The sequence below is a fragment of the Polymorphospora sp. A560 genome, assembly GCF_045781765.1.
In the GTDB taxonomy this organism is placed as follows: Bacteria; Actinomycetota; Actinomycetes; order Mycobacteriales; family Micromonosporaceae; genus Polymorphospora; species Polymorphospora lycopeni.
On sequence record NZ_CP122282.1, the window covers coordinates 3,444,106 to 3,462,127 of the forward strand.

11 protein-coding genes are annotated in these 18,022 nt (G+C 73.0%); 6 read left to right on the plus strand and 5 right to left on the minus strand.

Annotated features, from left to right (window positions below; genetic code table 11):
* Positions 1 to 205: 205 nt before the first annotated feature.
* Positions 206 to 928 carry a class I SAM-dependent methyltransferase gene (locus QCD66_RS15585; protein WP_375733542.1) on the plus strand — a complete coding sequence of 241 codons (723 nt, stop codon included), beginning with the start codon at positions 206 to 208 and terminating at the stop codon, positions 926 to 928.
* A gap of 11 nt (positions 929 to 939) precedes the next feature.
* On the opposite strand, the gene QCD66_RS15590 is transcribed toward QCD66_RS15585, so the two are convergent.
* Positions 940 to 2,184, minus strand: a complete 1,245-nt coding sequence (locus QCD66_RS15590; protein WP_407566975.1) for an IS110 family transposase — start codon at positions 2,182 to 2,184, stop codon at positions 940 to 942.
* A 239-nt stretch (positions 2,185 to 2,423) separates the two neighbouring features.
* On the opposite strand from QCD66_RS15590, the gene QCD66_RS15595 reads away from it, so the two are divergent.
* From QCD66_RS15595 to QCD66_RS15615, 5 genes are all read left to right on the plus strand, one after another.
* Positions 2,424 to 2,627 carry a (4Fe-4S)-binding protein gene (locus tag QCD66_RS15595; protein WP_375734376.1) on the plus strand — a complete coding sequence of 68 codons (204 nt, stop codon included), beginning with the start codon at positions 2,424 to 2,426 and terminating at the stop codon, positions 2,625 to 2,627.
* 80 nt (positions 2,628 to 2,707) lie between these two features.
* Positions 2,708 to 4,291: an ABC transporter substrate-binding protein gene (locus QCD66_RS15600; protein ID WP_375734375.1), complete on the plus strand. Its 1,584-nt coding sequence runs from the start codon at positions 2,708 to 2,710 to the stop codon at positions 4,289 to 4,291.
* Positions 4,288 to 5,250 carry an ABC transporter permease gene (locus tag QCD66_RS15605; protein WP_364218995.1) on the plus strand — a complete coding sequence of 321 codons (963 nt, stop codon included), beginning with the start codon at positions 4,288 to 4,290 and terminating at the stop codon, positions 5,248 to 5,250. The genes QCD66_RS15600 and QCD66_RS15605 overlap by 4 nt, the downstream gene beginning before the upstream one ends.
* A complete protein-coding gene (locus tag QCD66_RS15610; protein ID WP_375734374.1) occupies positions 5,247 to 6,089 on the plus strand; it encodes an ABC transporter permease in 843 nt (280 codons plus the stop codon). Before QCD66_RS15605 ends, QCD66_RS15610 begins: the two co-directional genes overlap by 4 nt.
* Entirely contained in the window at positions 6,086 to 7,600 is a 1,515-nt protein-coding gene (locus QCD66_RS15615) for an ABC transporter ATP-binding protein (RefSeq protein WP_407567170.1), read from the plus strand. Before QCD66_RS15610 ends, QCD66_RS15615 begins: the two co-directional genes overlap by 4 nt.
* A 19-nt stretch (positions 7,601 to 7,619) precedes the next feature.
* Here QCD66_RS15615 and QCD66_RS15620 read toward each other — a convergent pair whose 3' ends face one another.
* Genes QCD66_RS15620 through QCD66_RS15635 form a run of 4 tightly spaced genes read right to left on the minus strand, consistent with a single transcriptional unit; the run spans position 7,620 to position 17,993 of the window.
* Complete coding sequence (locus tag QCD66_RS15620) at positions 7,620 to 9,347, minus strand: ABC transporter ATP-binding protein (protein WP_364218986.1); 1,728 nt, start codon at positions 9,345 to 9,347, stop codon at positions 7,620 to 7,622.
* Complete coding sequence (locus QCD66_RS15625; RefSeq protein WP_375734371.1) at positions 9,344 to 11,104, minus strand: ABC transporter ATP-binding protein; 1,761 nt, start codon at positions 11,102 to 11,104, stop codon at positions 9,344 to 9,346. The genes QCD66_RS15620 and QCD66_RS15625 overlap by 4 nt, the downstream gene beginning before the upstream one ends.
* Positions 11,101 to 17,772, minus strand: a complete 6,672-nt coding sequence (locus QCD66_RS15630; protein ID WP_375734370.1) for an amino acid adenylation domain-containing protein — start codon at positions 17,770 to 17,772, stop codon at positions 11,101 to 11,103. The genes QCD66_RS15625 and QCD66_RS15630 overlap by 4 nt, the downstream gene beginning before the upstream one ends.
* Positions 17,769 to 17,993 (minus strand): 4-oxalocrotonate tautomerase family protein, encoded by a 225-nt coding sequence (locus QCD66_RS15635; RefSeq protein WP_364218977.1) that lies wholly within the window; start codon positions 17,991 to 17,993, stop codon positions 17,769 to 17,771. Before QCD66_RS15635 ends, QCD66_RS15630 begins: the two co-directional genes overlap by 4 nt.
* Positions 17,994 to 18,022: the final 29 nt, after the last annotated feature.

The window sequence follows — 18,022 nt, forward strand, 5'->3', positions numbered from 1 at the left end:
TCGGAACCCGTGTGCCGCGGCCTGACGGTGCCCCGCAACACGCCTGAATCTCAGCGAGGTCGGGCCGCGACCTTGCGAACCCACTCCACCTAGATAAAATGACAACCGTTTTCGTATGCTCGCGCATCATGTGCCGATCCGTCTGGTCGTCGCCGGGCGGTGCGTGTTCCCAGGGCTACGGCCAACCTGGCGGAGGGGGAGAGCGATGGTCGACCTGTACCAGGACTCCGGTGAGTTTCTCGACGTGATGAGCCTCGGCGCCTGGATGGCGCTCCGCGAGCCCGTGCGGCAGGCTCTCGCCGGTGTCGCCTCGTCGTCGGACCCGATCGTCGATCTCGGGGCCGGCAGTGGCCTCGGTGTCGCGGTCGCGGCCGAGGTGGCACCGCACGTCGAGATTCTCGCGGTCGAGCCGTCGCCGGTGCAGCGCGCCGCGCTGCACGCACGCCTCGGCATGGCGGCCGACCTCATGCGGCGGGTCACCGTCGTCGCCGGCGGCGCGGAGCGGTTCGGGTTGCCCGATCGGATCGGCGCCGTCCTGGCGATCAACATGATCGGTCACCTCGCGCCCGCCGAGCGGCGCGGGCTCTGGCGTCGCCTGGTGGGCCGACTGGGTGACGGCGCTCCGCTCGTGGTCAACCTGCAGCCGCCAGCCGAGCCTGTCGCGATCGCGGAGACGGTGTTCGGCACCGTCCAGGTGGGCCGGCTCCGCTACGAGGGCAGCGGATCCGTCGAGCCGGCGGGCGCCGACGTCGTCATGTGGCACATGCGGTACCGGGTGCTCGATGAAGGCGGTGATCCGGTACGTGAGTTCACCGCGGACTATCCGTGGCACGTGCTGTCGGTGCCGCAGCTCGTGGCGGAGTTGTCGGCGGCCGGCTTCCTGGCTCAGGCCGGTCCACTCGATGTGGTTCGGGCGGTGCGGGCGTGAGTTGCCCTGTGTCAAGCCGCCACTTGATGATCTTGTGTGAGCAGGTGTTGGAGGGCTCGGTGGCGGTCCGGGTCGTAGGGGGTGTTGGTGGTCCAGCACTTCCAGATGATGTCCAGCCAGGCGCGGGCCAGGATGCGGACCGCGTGGGGGTGGTCGTGGCCGCGGGCGCGGGCTTGGGTGTAGAGGTTGGCTGCCCAGGGGTTGGCGTGGCGGCTGTCGCCGGCGAAGTCGCAGACGGCGTCGTGCAGTTGTTTGTCCACGGCCCAGCGGAAGGCCACGATGCGGACTTTGCCGGATTCGCGGGTCGAGGGTGCGACGCCGGCGAGGCAGGCCAGGGACGCTGGGGTGGGGAACCGGCCGCGGGCGTCGCCGATCTCGGCGAGCAGCCGGGCGGCGCGGACGGTGCCGGAGCGGGGCAGGCTGGTGAAGATGTCCCGGTCGGGGTGCAGGTCGAGGGCAGCGGTGATCTGCTGGTTGAGGGTGTCGATCTGGGTCACGATGGCGGCCAGGGTGGCGAGGTAGGCGCGGGTGATGCCGGCCAGGGTCTGTCCGTGGTCACCGGTGGCGCCGCGAGGCGCGGCGTTGGTGCGGGCGTGCAGCACGGCTGGGTGGGCGCGGCCGCAGTAGCTCACGCTCTTCAGCCAGGCGGCCAGGCGCTTGGGCGACAGCCAGTCCAGGGCGTCCTGGGTGGTGAACCGGGTCAGGAACTGCCGGCTGATCGACGAGTCGATCTCGTTGAACAGCTGGACGGTGGCCGGCAGCGCTGTGGTCAGGTGAGCGCGCAGCTGGTTGGCGACCGCGATGCGGTGGGCGACCAGGTCTTTGCGAGCGCGGCACAGCTTACGCAGCCCGGTGGTTGTCTCGCTGTCCAGCACGAGCGGGGTCAGCCGGCGTCGGTCGGTGCGTACCGTGTCGGCCAGGACATGGGCGTCGAACCGGTCGTCCTTGTTCCCGGCCGAGCCGTAACGTCGGCGCAGTGCTTTGACCTGCGAGGGTGGGATCACGTACACGGTCGTGTCTGCGGCCAGCAACGCATCTACGATCGGCCCGTCCGGGCGTTCGATGCCGACCGCGTCCACCCGATGCCGGTCGAGCAGGTCGATCAGCCGTCTCAGGCCAGTCTTGGTGTATTTCAGCGTCAGCCGCTCCAACGGCTCACCGTCGGCGTCGACCACGCAGACCGCGTAGTCGTCCTTGGCCCAGTCCACCCCGGCCGAGTTCCCTCGCGCCGGCGCGGCGGTGTCGGTCACACTCATGGTTGCCTCTCCGCTGCGCTACCAGTGGGGAAGCACCTGGTGGTTTCGGGACACCACTGCCGGTCGCTCATTGAGCGGCGCTCGATGGCGCATAGCCCTGTTGCCAGTCGGGGTGTCCCGGGCCGCCGGGCCTCGCAGAACTCACGCTGGACCTCGAAGGTCGAGCGAGCTGGGCGATGGCCCGACGGTCACCGGTGCACTCGAACCAACATCAGCTCGAGTGAGACAAGGGTGCACCAATGAGCGGATTGGTGGTGGATCCGGACCGGTGTGTCGGTGCCGGGCACTGTGCGCGACTGATGCCGCAGGTGTTCGACCAGGAGCCGGAGACCGGTGTCGTGGTGTGGCTCGGTGGCCAGGTGTCCGGGGCTTCCGACGACGTTGTGCGTGAGGTGGTCGCGCTCTGCCCGTCGGGTGCGCTTCGACGACCTCCGGCAAGTTGACAATGGTTTTCATTTCGGTGATGCTGTCGGGCGCGGGCGACCGCACACCCCTGCACTCGACACCAACCCGGGAGCATGCCTTGGCGCGTACCTTCAATCGCCGTCTTCTGCTGCGGACCGGCGCCGCAGCCGTCGCAGCCACCGCCGGCCTGCCTCTGCTGACCGCCTGCTCCAACGACGACGCGCCCGCAGGCGGTACGTCGGACACCGCGCCGTCGCCCCGGCCCGGCGGGACGCTACGAGCCGCGTTCGTCGGCGGCGGCGCGGCGGAAACCCTCAACTTCCTGATGGGGCCGACCGGCCTCGACTACGTACGGGCCCGGTGCCTGCACGGCGCCCTCGGCGTACTCGACCCGGCTGCCGAGCACGGCGTACGCTACGGCGTTCTCGAGCGCATCGACGTCAGCGACGACCTGACGACCTACACGGTGAAGGTCCGCCCTGGCGTGACATTCACCGACGGAACCACGTTGACCGCACGCGACGTCCTCTACTCGCTCAACGCCCCGGTCACGCTCGGCTCCCTGCCGTTCCTCAAACCGCCGTCGCAGAACTTCGACCTGGCCAGGGCGACCGTCACCGACGACCTGACGCTGACCCTCCCGACCCAGCGGCCGATCGCCGACGGGCGGCTCGTGCTGTGCCAGAGCACCCTCGTCTTCAAGGACGGCACCACGCGGTTCACCCCGGACATGCCCACCTGCGGCCCGTTCAGGCTCGCCGAGTTCGAGCCCGGACAGGGTGCCTCGTTCACCCGCCACGACGACTACTACGGCCTGGCCCTGGGCACCGGACCGTACCTGGACGCCCTCGAACTGCGCACCATCCCCGACGCGACCGCGCGGACGAACGCACTCACCGGCGGCCAGGTCGACTTCGTCAGCGACATCGGCCCCGTGGCGGCACGGACCATCGAAGGCAACGGGCGGTTCACCCTCGCCGTCTCCGAACTGCCGTACGCGACGTCGCTGTCGTTCGGGCTGAACCTGTCCTTCGCGCCCTTCTCCGACGTACGCGTCCGCCAGGCGGTCAAGTACGCGATCGACCGCGAGGCGATCGTCCGCAACGTCTTCTTCGGACGGGCCTTCGTCGGCAACGACCTCAGCTCCCTCGGCTTCGGCGACTACGCCGACGAGATCGAGCAGCGTCCGTACGACCCGGACCGGGCCCGCGCCCTGCTCGCGGAGGCCGCCGTCGGCAAGATCACGGTGGCGGTCACCACCGCGCCCGAGGTCGCCGGCATGGCCGAGACCGCCACCGTCGTCGTGGAGAACCTCAAGCAGGTCGGAATCGAGGCCACCCTCGACCAACGCCCCACCGGCCAGCTCTTCTCCGACTTCCCCGCATACGTGAAGCTGCCGTTCGCCGCCAGCTACACCCCACCGGTGCCGCCGCTGTCGAGCTACGCCGCCACGCGTACGGCGGGCTCCCCGTCCACCTTCGGGTTCAACCGCCCCGACATCGACGACCTCGTCGGCCAGGCCCGCGGCGCCACCGATCCGAGCGGGCGCAGGGACGCCGCGGTGCGTGCCCAACGGCTGATCTGGGAGGAGGGCAACCAGGTGATCCCGGTCTTCGCGCCATCGATCAACGCCCACACGCCGGCCGTCCACGGCGTACGCGACGAACCGTTCACCAGCTTCGAGCAGGCATACCTGGCGTGAACCACGCCGCCCTGGCCGCCCTCGCCGTCCGGCGCACCGCCGCCGCCGGCCTCGTCCTGGTGGCCCTTTCCGTGTTGATCTTCGCGGCGACGGAGGTGCTGCCTGGGGACGCGGCCGGCACGCTCGCCGGCGCCGACGCCACCGAGGCCGAACGCGAGCAGCTACGCCGGGACCTCGGCCTGGACACCGACCCGGCGCGCCGGTACATCGACTGGGCGGCGGCGGCGATCCGCGGTGATCTCGGCACCGGATACGTCGGCCGCCGGGAGGTGGTCGAGGTGCTCGCCGACCGGCTGCCGAACAGTCTCGTCCTGACCACACTCGCGATGGCGGTGGCGATTCCGGTCGCCGCCGCCATCGGGCTGGTCGCCGGGCTGCGCGCCGGACGCCGTGCGGACCGGGCGGTCAGCACCGCCACGCTCGTCGCGGTCGGTGTGCCCGAGTTCCTCGTCGCCGCACTGCTGATCGCGGTCTTCGCGGCCGGCCTCGGCCTGCTGCCCGAGGTGTCGCTGGTCCCACTCGGAGGCCGGCCCTGGGACAGCCCCGAAGTGCTCGTCCTCCCGGTCGCGGCCCTCGCCGTCGCGGCGACGGCGGCCGCCGGCCGGCTGCTGCGGGCCTCGGTCGCGGACATCGCCGCGACCCCCTACGTCGAGGCCGCCCGGCTGCGGGGCGTCACCGGTGTCCGACTCGCCCTGCGACACGTGCTGCCCAACGCGGCGGGCCCGGCCGTCCAGGTCGTCGCCGTGATGTTCGCCGGGCTCGTCGGCGGCGCGGTGGTCGTGGAAACCCTGTTCAACTATCCGGGCATCGGCTACGAACTGCAGCAGGCGGTCGCCAACCGCGACGTACCCATGGTGCAAGGCATCACGCTGGCCATGTCCGCCACCACCCTCACCGTGCTGCTGCTCGGCGACATCGCCCACCTCCTGCTCAACCCCGCACTGCGGGGGCGGGCATGAACGGCATCGACACGGCCGAGACCGGCGCGGCGGTCACCGTCACCCGGTCCCGACACGCCCTGACAGCCGCCGGCACCGCCGCGGCCGTCGTCGTACTCGCCGCACTGCTCGGCCCCCTGGTCGCCCCGGCCTCCCCGACGGCACAGGTGGGGCTGCCGTTCGACGTCCCCAGCGCCGCCCACCCGCTCGGCACCGACGCCGTCGGGCGCGACGTGCTGAGCCGGCTGCTGCACGGTGGTCGGGCGGTGGTACTTCTCGCCGCCGGCGCCACCCTGCTCGCCAGTGTCGTCGGCGTGACGCTCGGCGTGCTGTCCGGTCTCGCCGGTCGCCGGCCGGGCGAGTTCGTGGTCCGCGTCGTCGATGTCGTCGCCGTGATTCCCGGTCTGCTGGTACTGCTGGTGCTCGCCGCCGGCTTCCCGGGCAGCGACACCGCGATCCTCGTCGGGGTCGGCCTGGTCAGCCTGCCGTTCTCGGTCCGGGTCATGCGGTCGGCGACCCGGCAGGTGGCCGTACGGGGCTTCGTCGACGCCGCCCGCGCCCGCGGCGACAGCCGGTGGCGGATCGTCCGCCACGACATCCTGCCCAACGTCACCGGCACCATGCTCGCCGAGGCTGGAATCCGGTTCTCCGCCGCGGTCCATCTGACCGCGACCGCCGGATTCCTCGGCCTGGGCGCGGGCACACCGACGGCGAACTGGGGACGCATGGTCAACGAGAACACCGCGGGAATCGCCCTGACCGTGTGGCCGGTCCTCGCTCCGGCCCTGCTGTTGGTGACCTTCACCGTCTCGGTGAACCTGCTCGCCGACGACCTCGCCGCCCGGTGGGCCGACCGGTGAGCACACCACTGGCCCGCATCGAAGGGCTCGTCGTCGGCCCGGTCACCGGTGGCCCGCCCACGGTGGCCGGCGTGGACCTGAGCGTCACCGGCGGACAGGTCGTCGCGCTGATGGGACGATCCGGATCCGGCAAGACGACCACCGCGCTGACCCTGCTCGGCCACCTGCGGCCCGGGCTGGCCCGGCGCGCCGGCACCGTACACGTCGCCGGCCATGATCCCTTCACCGCCACGGGCGCGGCCACGCTGCGGCGCGGCCGCATCGCCTACCTGCCGCAGGACGCCGCCGCCACACTCAACCCGGCCCGGCGGTTGGCGAGTCTTCTGGCCGAGGCCCTCTCCGGGCACGGACGGTTGTCCCGAACCGAACGCGCCGAACAGCTCACCCGGCTGCTCGATCTCGTCCACCTGCCCACCGACCGGGCGTTCCTGCGCCGCCACCCGCACCAGATCTCCGGCGGCCAGGCGCAGCGCGTCGCGTTCGCCGTCGCCCTGGCAGCAGACCCGGAGCTGCTGGTCCTCGACGAACCGACCGCCGGCCTCGACGCCGTCCTTGCCCGCGGCGTACGCGACCTGATCGGGTCGCTGGTCGGCCGGCACGCGACCGTCCTGATCAGCCACGACCCGGACCTCGTGCGTCCGGTCAGCGACGAGGTGGTGATCCTGGAGGCCGGGCGCACGGTGGCCAGCGGTCCTCCGGCGCGGATCCTGGCCCCGCGACGTCCGCCGAAGACCGCCACCGCCGTCCGCGTCCCCGTCGACGCCGCGCTGTCGGCCGCCGGAGTCTGCGCCACGTACGGCCGGCGGACCGTACTCACCGCCGTGTCCTTCACCGCACGGGAGCGGGAGTGTCTGGCCGTCGTCGGACCGTCCGGGTCCGGCAAGTCGACACTCGCCCGGTGCCTGGTCGGTCTGCACCCGTACCGGGGGACCGTGACACTGCACGGCCAGCCGGTGGCCCGCGCGACCGGCGACCGCACCGCGGCCCACCGTCGAGACCTTCAACTCGTCGCCCAGGACAGCGTCGCAGCCCTCAACCCCAGGGAAACCGTCGGCCAGGCCCTGCTCCGCCCGCTGCGGCACCTGCGCGGGCTGCCCGTCCCACAAGCCAGTGCAGAGGCCACCAATCTGCTTGCCCGGGTGCACCTGCCGGCCGGCTACGTCGACCGCCGGCCGGCCAGCCTCTCCGGCGGGGAGCGGCAGCGGGTGAACCTCGCCCGGGCGCTGGCCTGCCGGCCACGTGTCCTCGTCTGCGACGAGGTGACCTCCGCGCTCGACGTCCACACCGGCGAGGCGATGCTCGCCCTGCTCGCCGAGTTGCGCCGCGACCTGGGGCTCACCGTCGTGCTCATCACCCACGACCTGGCCACCGTGGCACGGTGGGCGGATGCCGTGGTCGTGCTCGACAACGGCCGGGTGGTGGAGTCCGGACCGACCGCCGCCGTGCTTCGCGCACCCGGGCACGCGGTCACCCGGGCCCTGGTCGGCGCCACCGGTGCCGCGCCCGACTGACCGGGCGCGGCACCGGGGATTAGCCTCCCACCAGCCGCCAGCCCTCGGCCTCGGCCCGCTCCCGCCAGAACGACGCGTAGAGCCCGGCGCCGTCGGCGAGGTCGGCGTGGGTTCCCCGCTCGCTGATGCGCCCGTCGGAAAGCACCAGGATCTGATCCGCGGCCCGTACGGTCTGCAGGCGGTGCGCGATCACCAGCAGCGTCGCCCGGCGGGCCAGGGCCGCCACCGCCGTCTGTACCGCCGCGTCGGCCTCCGGATCGAGCGACGCCGTCGCCTCGTCGAGTACGACGATGGGAGCCCGCTTGAGCAGCGCCCGGGCGATCGACACCCGCTGCCGCTGGCCGCCGGACAGGGCGGTGCCGCCCTCACCCACCGGCGTGCGCAGGCCGGCGGGTAGCGCGGCGAGGACGTCGTCGAGGCCGGCCCGGCCGGCGGCCTCCCGGACCTCGTCGTCGGTGGCGTCGGGCCGGCCGAGGCGGATGTTGTCGGCCAGGGTGCCGTCGAACAGGTACACGTCCTGGAACACGAACGAGACGCGGGCGGACAGGTCCGCGCCGGCGATGTCACGCACGTCGACACCGCCGATGCGGACCGCACCGGCCTGGACATCCCAGAACCGGGCGAGCAGGCGGGCCACGGTGGTCTTGCCCGCACCGGACGGGCCGACCAGGGCGGTCATGCTCTTCTCGGGAAGGGTGAAACCGACCCCGCGCAGCACCGGGCGGTCGTCGTAGCCGAACCGCACATCGTCGAAGACGACCTCCGTGGTCTCCGGCCTTTGGGGCCGGACCGGCTCGGGCAGCGTCGCGGCGTCCAGCACCCGGTTGACCCCGGCCAGGTTGCCGGCGGCCATGCGCAGCGAGGCACCGAGTTCGGCCGCGGTGGCCAGCGGCTCGGTGAACCGTACGGCCAGGACCAGCACGGCGACCAGCGTCGCCGCATCGAGGTCGCCGCCGAGCGCCAGGTGGACCCCGAGCAGCAGGACCGTCCCGAGCAGCGCCCGGACCGCGAAGCCGAACGCCACCAGTCCGGGAACCACGCGGTGCAGCAGGGCGCGGTCCGCCCGCCCCTGCGCCGTCAGGGCGTCGTCGAGGAGGCGGTGTTCCCGTGCCGTCCTGCCGTACGCCCGCAGCAGCGGCTGGGACTTCGCGAACTCGACGATCCGGGCCGCCGCGTCGTCCATGACGTGGTGCCGCGCGGCGTCGGCGCTTGCCACCGCCCGGTTGCTCCACCACAGGGTGAGCGCCAGCAGCGGTGCGGCGACGGCGACGGCCGCGCCGAGCCGCGGCTCCACGACGAGCAGGACCGACGCGACCACCAACGGGGTCACCGTGGCGGTGACGACCGGCCGCAGCAGATGCGCCGGAACGTTCATCAGTTGCAGGACGCTCTGGCTGGCCAGCCGGCTGAGCTCGCCGGTACGTGCCGGGGTGAACCATCCCAGCGGCAACCCGATGACCTTCTCGCCGAGCCGGTCGTGCAGCACCCGGGCCACGTCCTGTCCGAGGCCGAAGGCGAGATTCTGCGCCCACCAGGTCAGTGCCGCATAGCCGGCGGTCGCGGCGGCGAACCAGGCCAGCCAGGGCAGCGCCGCCGCCGGCCGGTCGCCGAGCAGGTTCTGGATCAGAGGCACCAGCAGGGCGTACGCGGTCCCCTGGGCGGCCGCGGCGGCGGCCAGGAGGGCGAGCAGCCGGCGCAGCGGGGCGGCGGACGCGGGGCCCAGCGCCGTGGCCAGACTCCTGATCACGGCGCCTCCTTCTTGCCGCCGGCCGCGACCGGGGTGATGGTTTCCTGGGCCCGCCACATGCGTGCATACCGGCCGTCGGCGGCGAGCAGGTCGTCGTGGCGCCCCCGCTCGACGACCCGCCCGTGGTCGAGTACGACGATCTGGTCGGCGGTGCGGACGCTGGCCAGCCGGTGTGCGATCACGAGCAGGGTGCGGCCGGCCGCGAGGGCGGACAGGGCCCGCTGGATCTGCGCCTCGGCGTGCGGGTCGGCGTACGCGGTCGCCTCGTCGAGGACCATGACGGGCGCGTCGGCCAGCAGCGCCCGGGCGATGGACAGCCGCTGCGCCTCGCCGCCGGACAGCGACACGTCGACACCGACGACGGCGTCGTAGCCGCCGGGCTGGGCCGCTATCCGGTCGTGTATCTGCGCCGCCCGGGCGGCGGCCTCGATCTCGGCTCGGGTCGCGTGCGGCCTGGCCAGGGCGATGTTGTCGGCGATGCTGGTGCGCAGGAGGATCACCTCCTGCAGGACGAAGCCGACGGTGCGGTGCAGCAGCGCGGGGTCGAGGTCACCGATGTCGGCCCCACCGACGGTGACGGTGCCGGTGGTGGGCTCGTGGAGCCCGGCGATCAGCCGTGCCACCGTGGTCTTGCCGGCTCCGGACGGCCCGACCAGGGCCGTCACCGTGCCGGGGGCGAGTTCCAGGTTCACGCCTTCCAGCACGCGGGAGGTTCCGTCGTAGGAGAACCCGACGTCGTCGAGCCGTACGGTGGTTCCCACCGGTTGCACCGGTTCAATGCGGCGGGAGTCGGCCGGCTCGTCCAGCAGTGCCGCGACGTCGCCGGCGGCGGTCAGTCCGGTGCGCAGCGCCTGGACGCGGGTGCCGATGCCGGCGACCGGTGCGGCCACGGCGGGGGCGAGGAGAATGAACGCCACCAGCGCCGAGGGCGGGATCCAGCCCGCGACGGCGGCGGGCAGGCCGCTCGCGAGAACCACCAGCAGAACCACCGGGGCGGTGACGACCAGCTGCGAGGTGGTGGTGACCGCCGTGGTGCCGGCCGCCCACCGGGCGAAGAAGTCACTGAACGCGTCGGCCGCCTCACGAAATCGTCGGTGTGCCGCGCCGGCCCGACCGAACGTCTTGAGCACGGCGATGCCGTCGACGAACTCCACCGCCGCACTGTTGATCTCCCTGGCGGCGCGGCCGTACGCGGCCATCTTCGGACCCGCTCCGGCCATCGCGTGCCGGAACAGGGCCGCGCCGGCGGCCAGCGGCAGTGTGCAGACCAGCGCCAGCCGCCAGTCGACCGTGGCCAGGTACGTCAGGGCCGCCACCGGGGCGACGACGACGGAGGTCACGTCGAGCACGGTGTGTGCCACCAGGTAGTGCATAGCCTGCACGTCGTCGTGGACGACTTTCTTCACCTGGCCCGATCCGCGTCCGCCGTACCAGGACAGCGGCACCCTTCCCAGCCGGTCGGCGAGGCCACGGCGCAGCCGTAGCTGCAGCGCGGTGTCGGCCAGGTGGGTCACCACGTTGGCGGCGGCGGCCAGCAACACGCTCGCCAGCGCGGCGCCGGCGCCGGCGAGCGCCACGGCCCACACCGTGCCGTCGGCGGCGGGGTCGAGCAGTCGTTTGCCGATCTCCGCCATCGCGACGAGCATGCCGATGCCGGCGGCGCTGGCCGCGGTCTGCAGCACGATCGCGGCAGCGAGCTGTCCTCGGATCGGGCCCAGGATCGTTGTCAGGGGCCGGGGTGCGTCGGTGTCTGTCATAGCAATCCGAAATCGTACTCGTTTTCATTAAGGTCGGTGCCGGCACTTTCCATCTCGGCCGCCAGGTCGGCCACCGTCGCCGCGGTCAGGAACCGCCGGATCGGCACCTCCACGCCGAACCGTTGCCGCAACATGGCGATCAGCCGCAGCGCGGTGACGCTGTCACCGCCCAGAGCGAAGAAGTTCGCCTCCCGGCTCGTCACCGCGGCGCCCAGCAACTCCTGCCAGAGCGCGGCCACCGCGGACTCGACCTCGCCCACCGGAGGACTGCCCTGCGTCGCGTCGTCCGCCTGTGCCACCCGGGCCTGCAACGCGGCCCGGTCGACCTTGCCGTTGGCGGTCAGCGGCAGCGCGTCGACCACACCGATGCGCGCCGGTACGGCGTACGCCGGCAACCGCTCGGCGAGGAACGGCCGCAGAGCGGCCACGACATCGTCCGGCGCGGCGGCGTCCGCCTCCACGAACGCGTGCAGCCGGCGGGCGTGGCGCTCGCCGATGGCGACGACCACCGCCCGTCCGACCGGCGGGTACGCCTCGAACGCCGCCTCGATCTCGCCGAGTTCCAGCCGGTGCCCGCCGATCTTCACCTGGTGGTCGGCACGGCCCAGGAACTCCAGGGTGCCGTCCGGCCAGTACCGGCCGATGTCCCCGGTGCGGTACCAGCGGCCGGTGGCGTCGGTGACGAACTTCGCGGCGGTACGGCCCACGTCGCCGCGGTAGCCGCGCGCCACCCCGCGCCCGCCGATCCACAACTCGCCCGGCACCCAGTCCGGCCGGTCCCGGCCGGCCCCGTCGACGACCCGGTACGCCTGGTTCGCCAGCGGGAATCCGTACGGCACCGAACGCCAGTGCGCCGGTACCTCGGCGACCTCCAGCGCGTTCGACCAGATGGCAGCCTCGGTCGCGCCGCCGAGCGCCACCAGCCGGCACGGCCCACCCTCCCGCCACGCCGTGGCGGCCCGCAGGCGGCCGGGAAGATCCAGCCCGACCCAGTCGCCGGAGACCAGCGCCAGCCGCAGACCTGTCGGCAGCGGCCCCGGCTCGGCCGCCACCAGCAGCATGTCCAGCAGCGTCGGCACCGTGTTCCACAACGTCACGCCGTGCTGGTCGACCAGGCGGAGCCAGCGGGGCGCGTCGCGGCGCTCGTCCTCGCCGGGAAGCACCAGCGCACCGCCGGCGCCCAGCACCCCGAAGATGTCGTACACCGACAGGTCGAAGTCCAGCGCGGACAGCGCCAGCACCCGGTCGGTGGGGCCGACACCGAACCGGGCGGTCACGTCCGCGCAGGTGTTGGCCGCCGCGTCGTGGCTGACCTCGACGCCCTTCGGGGTCCCGGTCGAGCCCGAAGTGAAGATCACGTACGCCGTCTCGTCGGGGTCGACCGGCACCGGCTCCGCCAGCGGCGTCGCGGTCGTCGCGGTGGCCGGGTCCAGCAGCGGCAGTCCGCCGGCATCACCGCCGGGGCGGGCGAGGACCGCGACCGCACCCGCTTCGCGGTAGATCCGGTGCCGGCGCTGGCGCGGCTGCTCCACTCCGACCGGAACGTACGCCGCACCCGCGGCCAGCACCCCGAGTACGGCCACCACCTGGTCCGGTCCCTTGGGCAGGGTGACGGCCACCGCGTCGCCCGGACGCACCCCCTGCCCGACCAGAGCGCCCGCCACCCGCAGCGCCCGGTCGCGTACCTCGCCGTGCGTCATCGCCGCCGGCCCGTCCGGGCCGTGCCAGATCAGTGCGGTACGCGCGGGCGCGCGGGCGGCGCCGGCGAAGAACGCGTCGTGCAGCGGGCGCCGGGGGATCGGCGCCACGGTCGAGTTGACCCGATCCCGCACCGCCCGCTGGCCGGCCGGCAGCAGCGGCGGCAGCGGCAGGTCCCACGCCGACTCCGCGAGCCGGTCGAGCAACTCCAGGTACGCGGCGAACATCGCCTCCAGCACACCGGGCAGGAACAACTCGTCGACGAAGTCCCATGTGACCAGCAGCCCCGACCGGGACTCCAGCACCTGGTTGTCCAGGCACACCTGCGGCGACTGCGAGATGCCCCAGACCGGCTGCGGGAAAGCGTCGGACCGGTCCATCGACACGCCGTCGCCGACCCCGATGGCACTGGTGAAGACCACCGGCATCGCGTCCATGTTGCCGGTGGTGCGGGCCAGTTGGCGCAACAACCACGACGGGCTTACCTCCCGGTGGTCCAGGTCCGCGCCCATCCGCCGGTGCAGGGCGGTCACGTCGGCGAGGAACGTTCCACCCGGCGCCGGCCGGTAGTCGGCCAGCGACAAGGTGGTGAAGTCGCCGAGGACCCGGTAGACGTGCGGGTGGACGTCGCGCCGGTTGAACAGGGTCAGGGTGACCGTCAGATCACGCTGAGAACTCCAGGCGCCGAGCACCTCCGCGTACGCGGCGAGCAGCACCGTCGACGGGGTGAGCCCGTATGTGCGGGCGCGGTCCCGGATCGCCGTCCACTGCCGGGCGGGCACAAGGTGCTGCCGGCGGCCGAACCGGGGCCGCGTGACGTCGGCGGGGTGCCGGGTGGTCGGCAGTTGCGGTGCGGGCGGCAGCCCGGCCAGCCGTTCGGTCCAGTACCGCTGGTCCCGTTCCACGATCTGTGGATCCGGTTCGACCTGCAGCAGGTAGTCGCGAAACGACACGTCGATCGGCGGCAGTTCGGCGTCCGGCAGGCGGTAGATCAGGTCGAGTTCGGTGTACAACGTCATGATCGACAAGGCGTCGAAGATGATGTAGTCCAACCCGACCGCCAGCCGGGTCCTGATCTGACCGGCCCGGCGATAGCGGACCGCGGCGAGATCGAACAACGGCCACCGGGACAGGTCCACCAGACGGTGCGACCGCTCGGCCCGCAACACGGCCAAGGCCGCCTGCGGATCTGCGTCACCGACGTCGACCAGGTCGATCTCCAGCCGGGGTACCTCGGCGAGGATGCGCTGGTTGCCGTCGGCGTCGAACACCGCGCGCAACATCTCGTGCCGCTCGACCAGCCGCTGGCACGCGGCCCGCATCCGGTCCAGATCCACGTCCGCACCGTCGAACTCGGTGTACTGCCAGGTGCCGACCCCGCCCAGCGGCAGCCGGTCGTCCCGGCCCAGGAAATAGGCGCGCTGTACGTCCGTCGGCGGGAACGGGTCGTGCCGGTGCGTCGGGTCCGCGGCCACCACCTGTGCGGCGGACTCCGCGCCCAGCCGCAGGTCGGCGGCGAAGTCGGCAAGGCGTGGGCTGGCGAACAGAGTCGCCAGTCGGGCCCCGGTCACGCCCGCGGCCCGCAGCCGCACCAGCAGCCCTGTGGCGAGCAGCGAGTCACCGCCGAGGGCGAAGAACGAGTCGTCGCGGCCCACCGGCGACACACCGAGCAACTCGGCCCAGATCGCCGCGACGAGTTCCTCCACCTCACCGCGTGGTGGCTCGGCCAACTCGCGGCCCGTGCGCCGTTGTTCCGCCTCCCGGGTGAGGGCTTTCCGGACCGCTGTGCGGTCCACTTTGCCGTTGCCGGTAAGCGGCAGCGACGGCCACACCAGCACGGTCTCGCAACGCATGTGTGCCGGCAGCCGCTCGGCGAGCCAGTCGTCCAGGTCGGCCGGTGGCCACCGGTCAGCCGTGCCGGTCGCCACGGTCACCGCGGCGGCAAGGTGGCGGCCGGGACCGGTGCCCGCCACCACGACGACGGCCTGCTCCACCGCCGGATGCGAGGTCAGCGCGGCCTCGATCTCACCCGGCTCGATCCGGTGTCCGCGTACCTTCACCTGGTGGTCGGCGCGTCCCAGGAACTCCAGGGTGCCGTCGGGCCAGTACCGGGCCAGGTCGCCGCTGCGGTACCAACGACGGCCCTCGACCGTCACGAACCGTTCGGCGGTGCGCTGCGGATCGCCGCGATAGCCGTCGGCGAGACCGGCGCCGCCCATCCACAGTTCGCCGGTGACCCAGTCGGGCCGGTCCCGCCCGTCGGTGTCGACGACCCGGCAGGCGACGTTGTCCAGCGGCACACCCCACGGCATCGACGGCCACGTCGGATCCGCCCGGTCCACCTCGAACACCGTGGAGTGGATCGCGGCCTCGGTCATTCCGCCGAGGGCGACGAACCTGCACGCCGGGGCGAGCGCCCGCAGCCGGGCGGGCAGGTCCACACCGACCCAGTCGCCGCCGAGCAGGACCACCCGCAAAGCAGGTGCCGGCGTTTCCCCGGCCGTCTGGTGCCCGGCGACGAGCAGCATGTCCAGCAGCGCCGGCACCGTGTTCCAGACGGTCACCCGGTGGGTGGTGACCAGTTGCCACCAGGCCGCCGCGTCGCGGCGGCGCTCCTCGTCGACGAGCACCAGCGCGCCACCGGCGGTGAGCAGGCCGAACGTGTCGTACACCGACAGGTCGAACTCCAGCGCGGACAGGGCCAGCACCCGGTCGGCCGGCCCGACGTCGAACCGGGCGTTCAACGCCGCGACCGTGTTCATCGCCGCCGCGTGCGTCATCTCCACGCCCTTGGGATCACCGGTCGACCCCGAGGTGAACAGCACGTACGCCAGCGAGTCCGGGGCCGGCGTAAGCGGGTCGCGCGGCGCCAGAGCGTCGGCGTCGGTCACCGTCAGCGGGCGGACGCCCCCGGCGGCCGTCACGACGTCGCGGTGCGCCGTGTCGGTCAGCGCCACCCGGGCACCGGCGAGGGAGTGCAGGTGGGTTCGGCGCCGTGGCGGCTGGTCGATAGAGACCGGCACGTAGCAGGCGCCGGCGGCGAGGATCCCGAGCACCGCCGCGATCTGGTCGGCGCCCTTGGGCAGCGTCACGACCACCGGGTCACCGGGCCGTACCCCGTGGGCGGCCAGCAGGGCATGTACCCGCATGGCGCGGCCGGCAAGTTCGCCGTAGCCGACCGTTCGGGCGCCGTCGACCAGGGCGATCCGTCGCGGTTCGGTCGCCGCGTGCTGGAAGAACCCGTCGTGCAGGCAACGTGGCGGCCGGACGACCGCGGTGGCGTTGACCCGTTCCCGCTCGGCGATCTGGGCGGCGGGTAGCAGCGCGCCGACCGGTCGCCGCCACGCGTCGTCACCGTCGACCAGGGCCTCGACCAGGTCCCGGTACGCCGCGAACGCCGCCTGCGCCACCCCGTCGACCAGCACGTCGAGGCGTACGTCCCAGTTGAGCAGCAGGCCCTGGTCGAGTTCGGTGACCTGCGCGTCCAGCCATACCTGCGGCCCCTGCGAGATGATCCACGACGGGGCGCCGAAGGTCTCCTGCAGGGCCGCGTCGTAGATCTCGCCGAGCCCGAGGGCGCTGGTGTAGACGACGGGGGCGAGCACCGCCTCGCCGGCCCGTCGGGACAGGTCCCGCAACACCTCCACGCCGGCGTACGCGCCATGGTCGATCGCCGAGCGCAGCCCCGCCTGCACCCGCCGTGCCCGCTCCACGAACGGCACGATCGCGGCGGTGTCCACGTCGAGCAGAACCGAGCTGGAGAAGTCGCCGACCAGCAGATCCACGTCGGACACCAGCGGTTCGCGGGCGAACAGGGGCAGGTTGAGCAGGAACCGGCGGTCGTCGCTGAACGCGCCGAGCACCTCGGCGAAGGCGGTTGCCAGCGCCGACGCGGACGTCACGCCGTGACCCGCGGCCCGCTCCAGCAAGGCGCGTTTGCGCTGCGGGTCCAGCCAGTGGTGCAGCCGTACGCTGCGGGCGGGCTGTCCGGCCCGGCCGGCGTCGGGACGCAGCGGCAGCCGGGGGCCGCCGGGCAGGCTGTCCAGCCGCTGCTGCCACCATTCGCGGGCCCGCTCGTGGGCCGCCGCACCCGCCTGCCGGTGCGCCACGAGGTACTCGGGAAAGCTCGAGGTGACCGGCGGCAGTGCGGCGGCCGGTTCCTCGTACAGCCGGCGCAGGTCGTTCAGCAGAATCCGCATGCTGAGCGCGTCGGCGGCCAGCATGTCCAGGTCGACGTGCAGCCGGGTGGCGCCGTCGGGCAGCAGGCTGAGCGCGACGGTGAGGACCTCGCCGTGTTCGACGTCCATCCGTCGGTGCGTGTAGTGCTCGCGCAGCGCCGCCAGCCGCTGCGCCGACCCGGCCGGCCCGGCGTCACGCAGGTCGTGCACGACCAGAGCGGGACCACCACCACCGATGCGCTGCCGGCCCTCGGCGTCGAAGCGGGCACGCAGCATCCCGTGCCGCGCGGTCAGCAGCGCCATCGCCGTCCGCAGCCGGCCGGGTTCGACGCCGTAACCGTCGAACTCGACGTAGAAGTGGGCGGCGACCCCGCCGAACGGCTGACCGTCCTGCCGGCCGACCCAGTATGCGTACTGCATCGTGGCCAGTTCGAACGGCGCCGCCGGGTCAACCTGGCCGACCGGTCCGGCGGCCGGTGCGGGAATCGCGTCTGTGGCGGGCGGCTCCGTCGACGTGGTGGCGGTCAGGACGGCCAGCCATCCGGAGATCGTCGGCTCGTCGGCGAGCTGCTCGAACGTGACCTGGTGCCCCGCCTGGCGCCACCGGGACACCAGGCGGATGAGGGCCAGCGAGTCGAGACCGAGACCGAACAGGTCGGCCTCGGCGGTCAGCTCGTCAGCAGCGACGCCGAGTGCGGCGGCCACCTCGGCGCGTACCGTGGCCGGGTCCGGCCCGGTCGCGTTGCGCCTGCGTGGAGCTGCGCCGGGGGAGACGGGCCTGGTCACGGTCACCGGGACCCGCCTTCGTCAGAGGCCGTCGGCGACGGCGGGGTTCCCTGCACCCCGCCGACACCCCAGCGGGTGGCGGGTGCGCCGGTGAGCACCACCCAGGTCTGGGCGCGCACGTCCGACCCGAGGACATCGGCCACGGCATCGGTGAGCCGGGCGACGAGGGCCCGCTCGACCGCCGGCGTGAGTCGCTCCTCGAATATTCGTACGTCGATGAATGGCATCGGTTCTCCGTTCAGGCGGGAAGGGGTGC

Excerpts from the sequence above, each read along its gene's own strand:
- QCD66_RS15585 (WP_375733542.1), top strand. The coding sequence starts at position 206 with ATGGTCGACCTGTACCAGGACTCCGGTGAGTTTCTCGACGTGATGAGC.
- QCD66_RS15590 (WP_407566975.1), bottom strand. The coding sequence starts at position 2,184 with ATGAGTGTGACCGACACCGCCGCGCCGGCGCGAGGGAACTCGGCCGGG.
- QCD66_RS15595 (WP_375734376.1), top strand. The coding sequence starts at position 2,424 with ATGAGCGGATTGGTGGTGGATCCGGACCGGTGTGTCGGTGCCGGGCAC.
- QCD66_RS15610 (WP_375734374.1), top strand. The coding sequence starts at position 5,247 with ATGAACGGCATCGACACGGCCGAGACCGGCGCGGCGGTCACCGTCACC.
- QCD66_RS15625 (WP_375734371.1), bottom strand. The coding sequence starts at position 11,104 with ATGACAGACACCGACGCACCCCGGCCCCTGACAACGATCCTGGGCCCG.
- QCD66_RS15635 (WP_364218977.1), bottom strand. The coding sequence starts at position 17,993 with ATGCCATTCATCGACGTACGAATATTCGAGGAGCGACTCACGCCGGCG.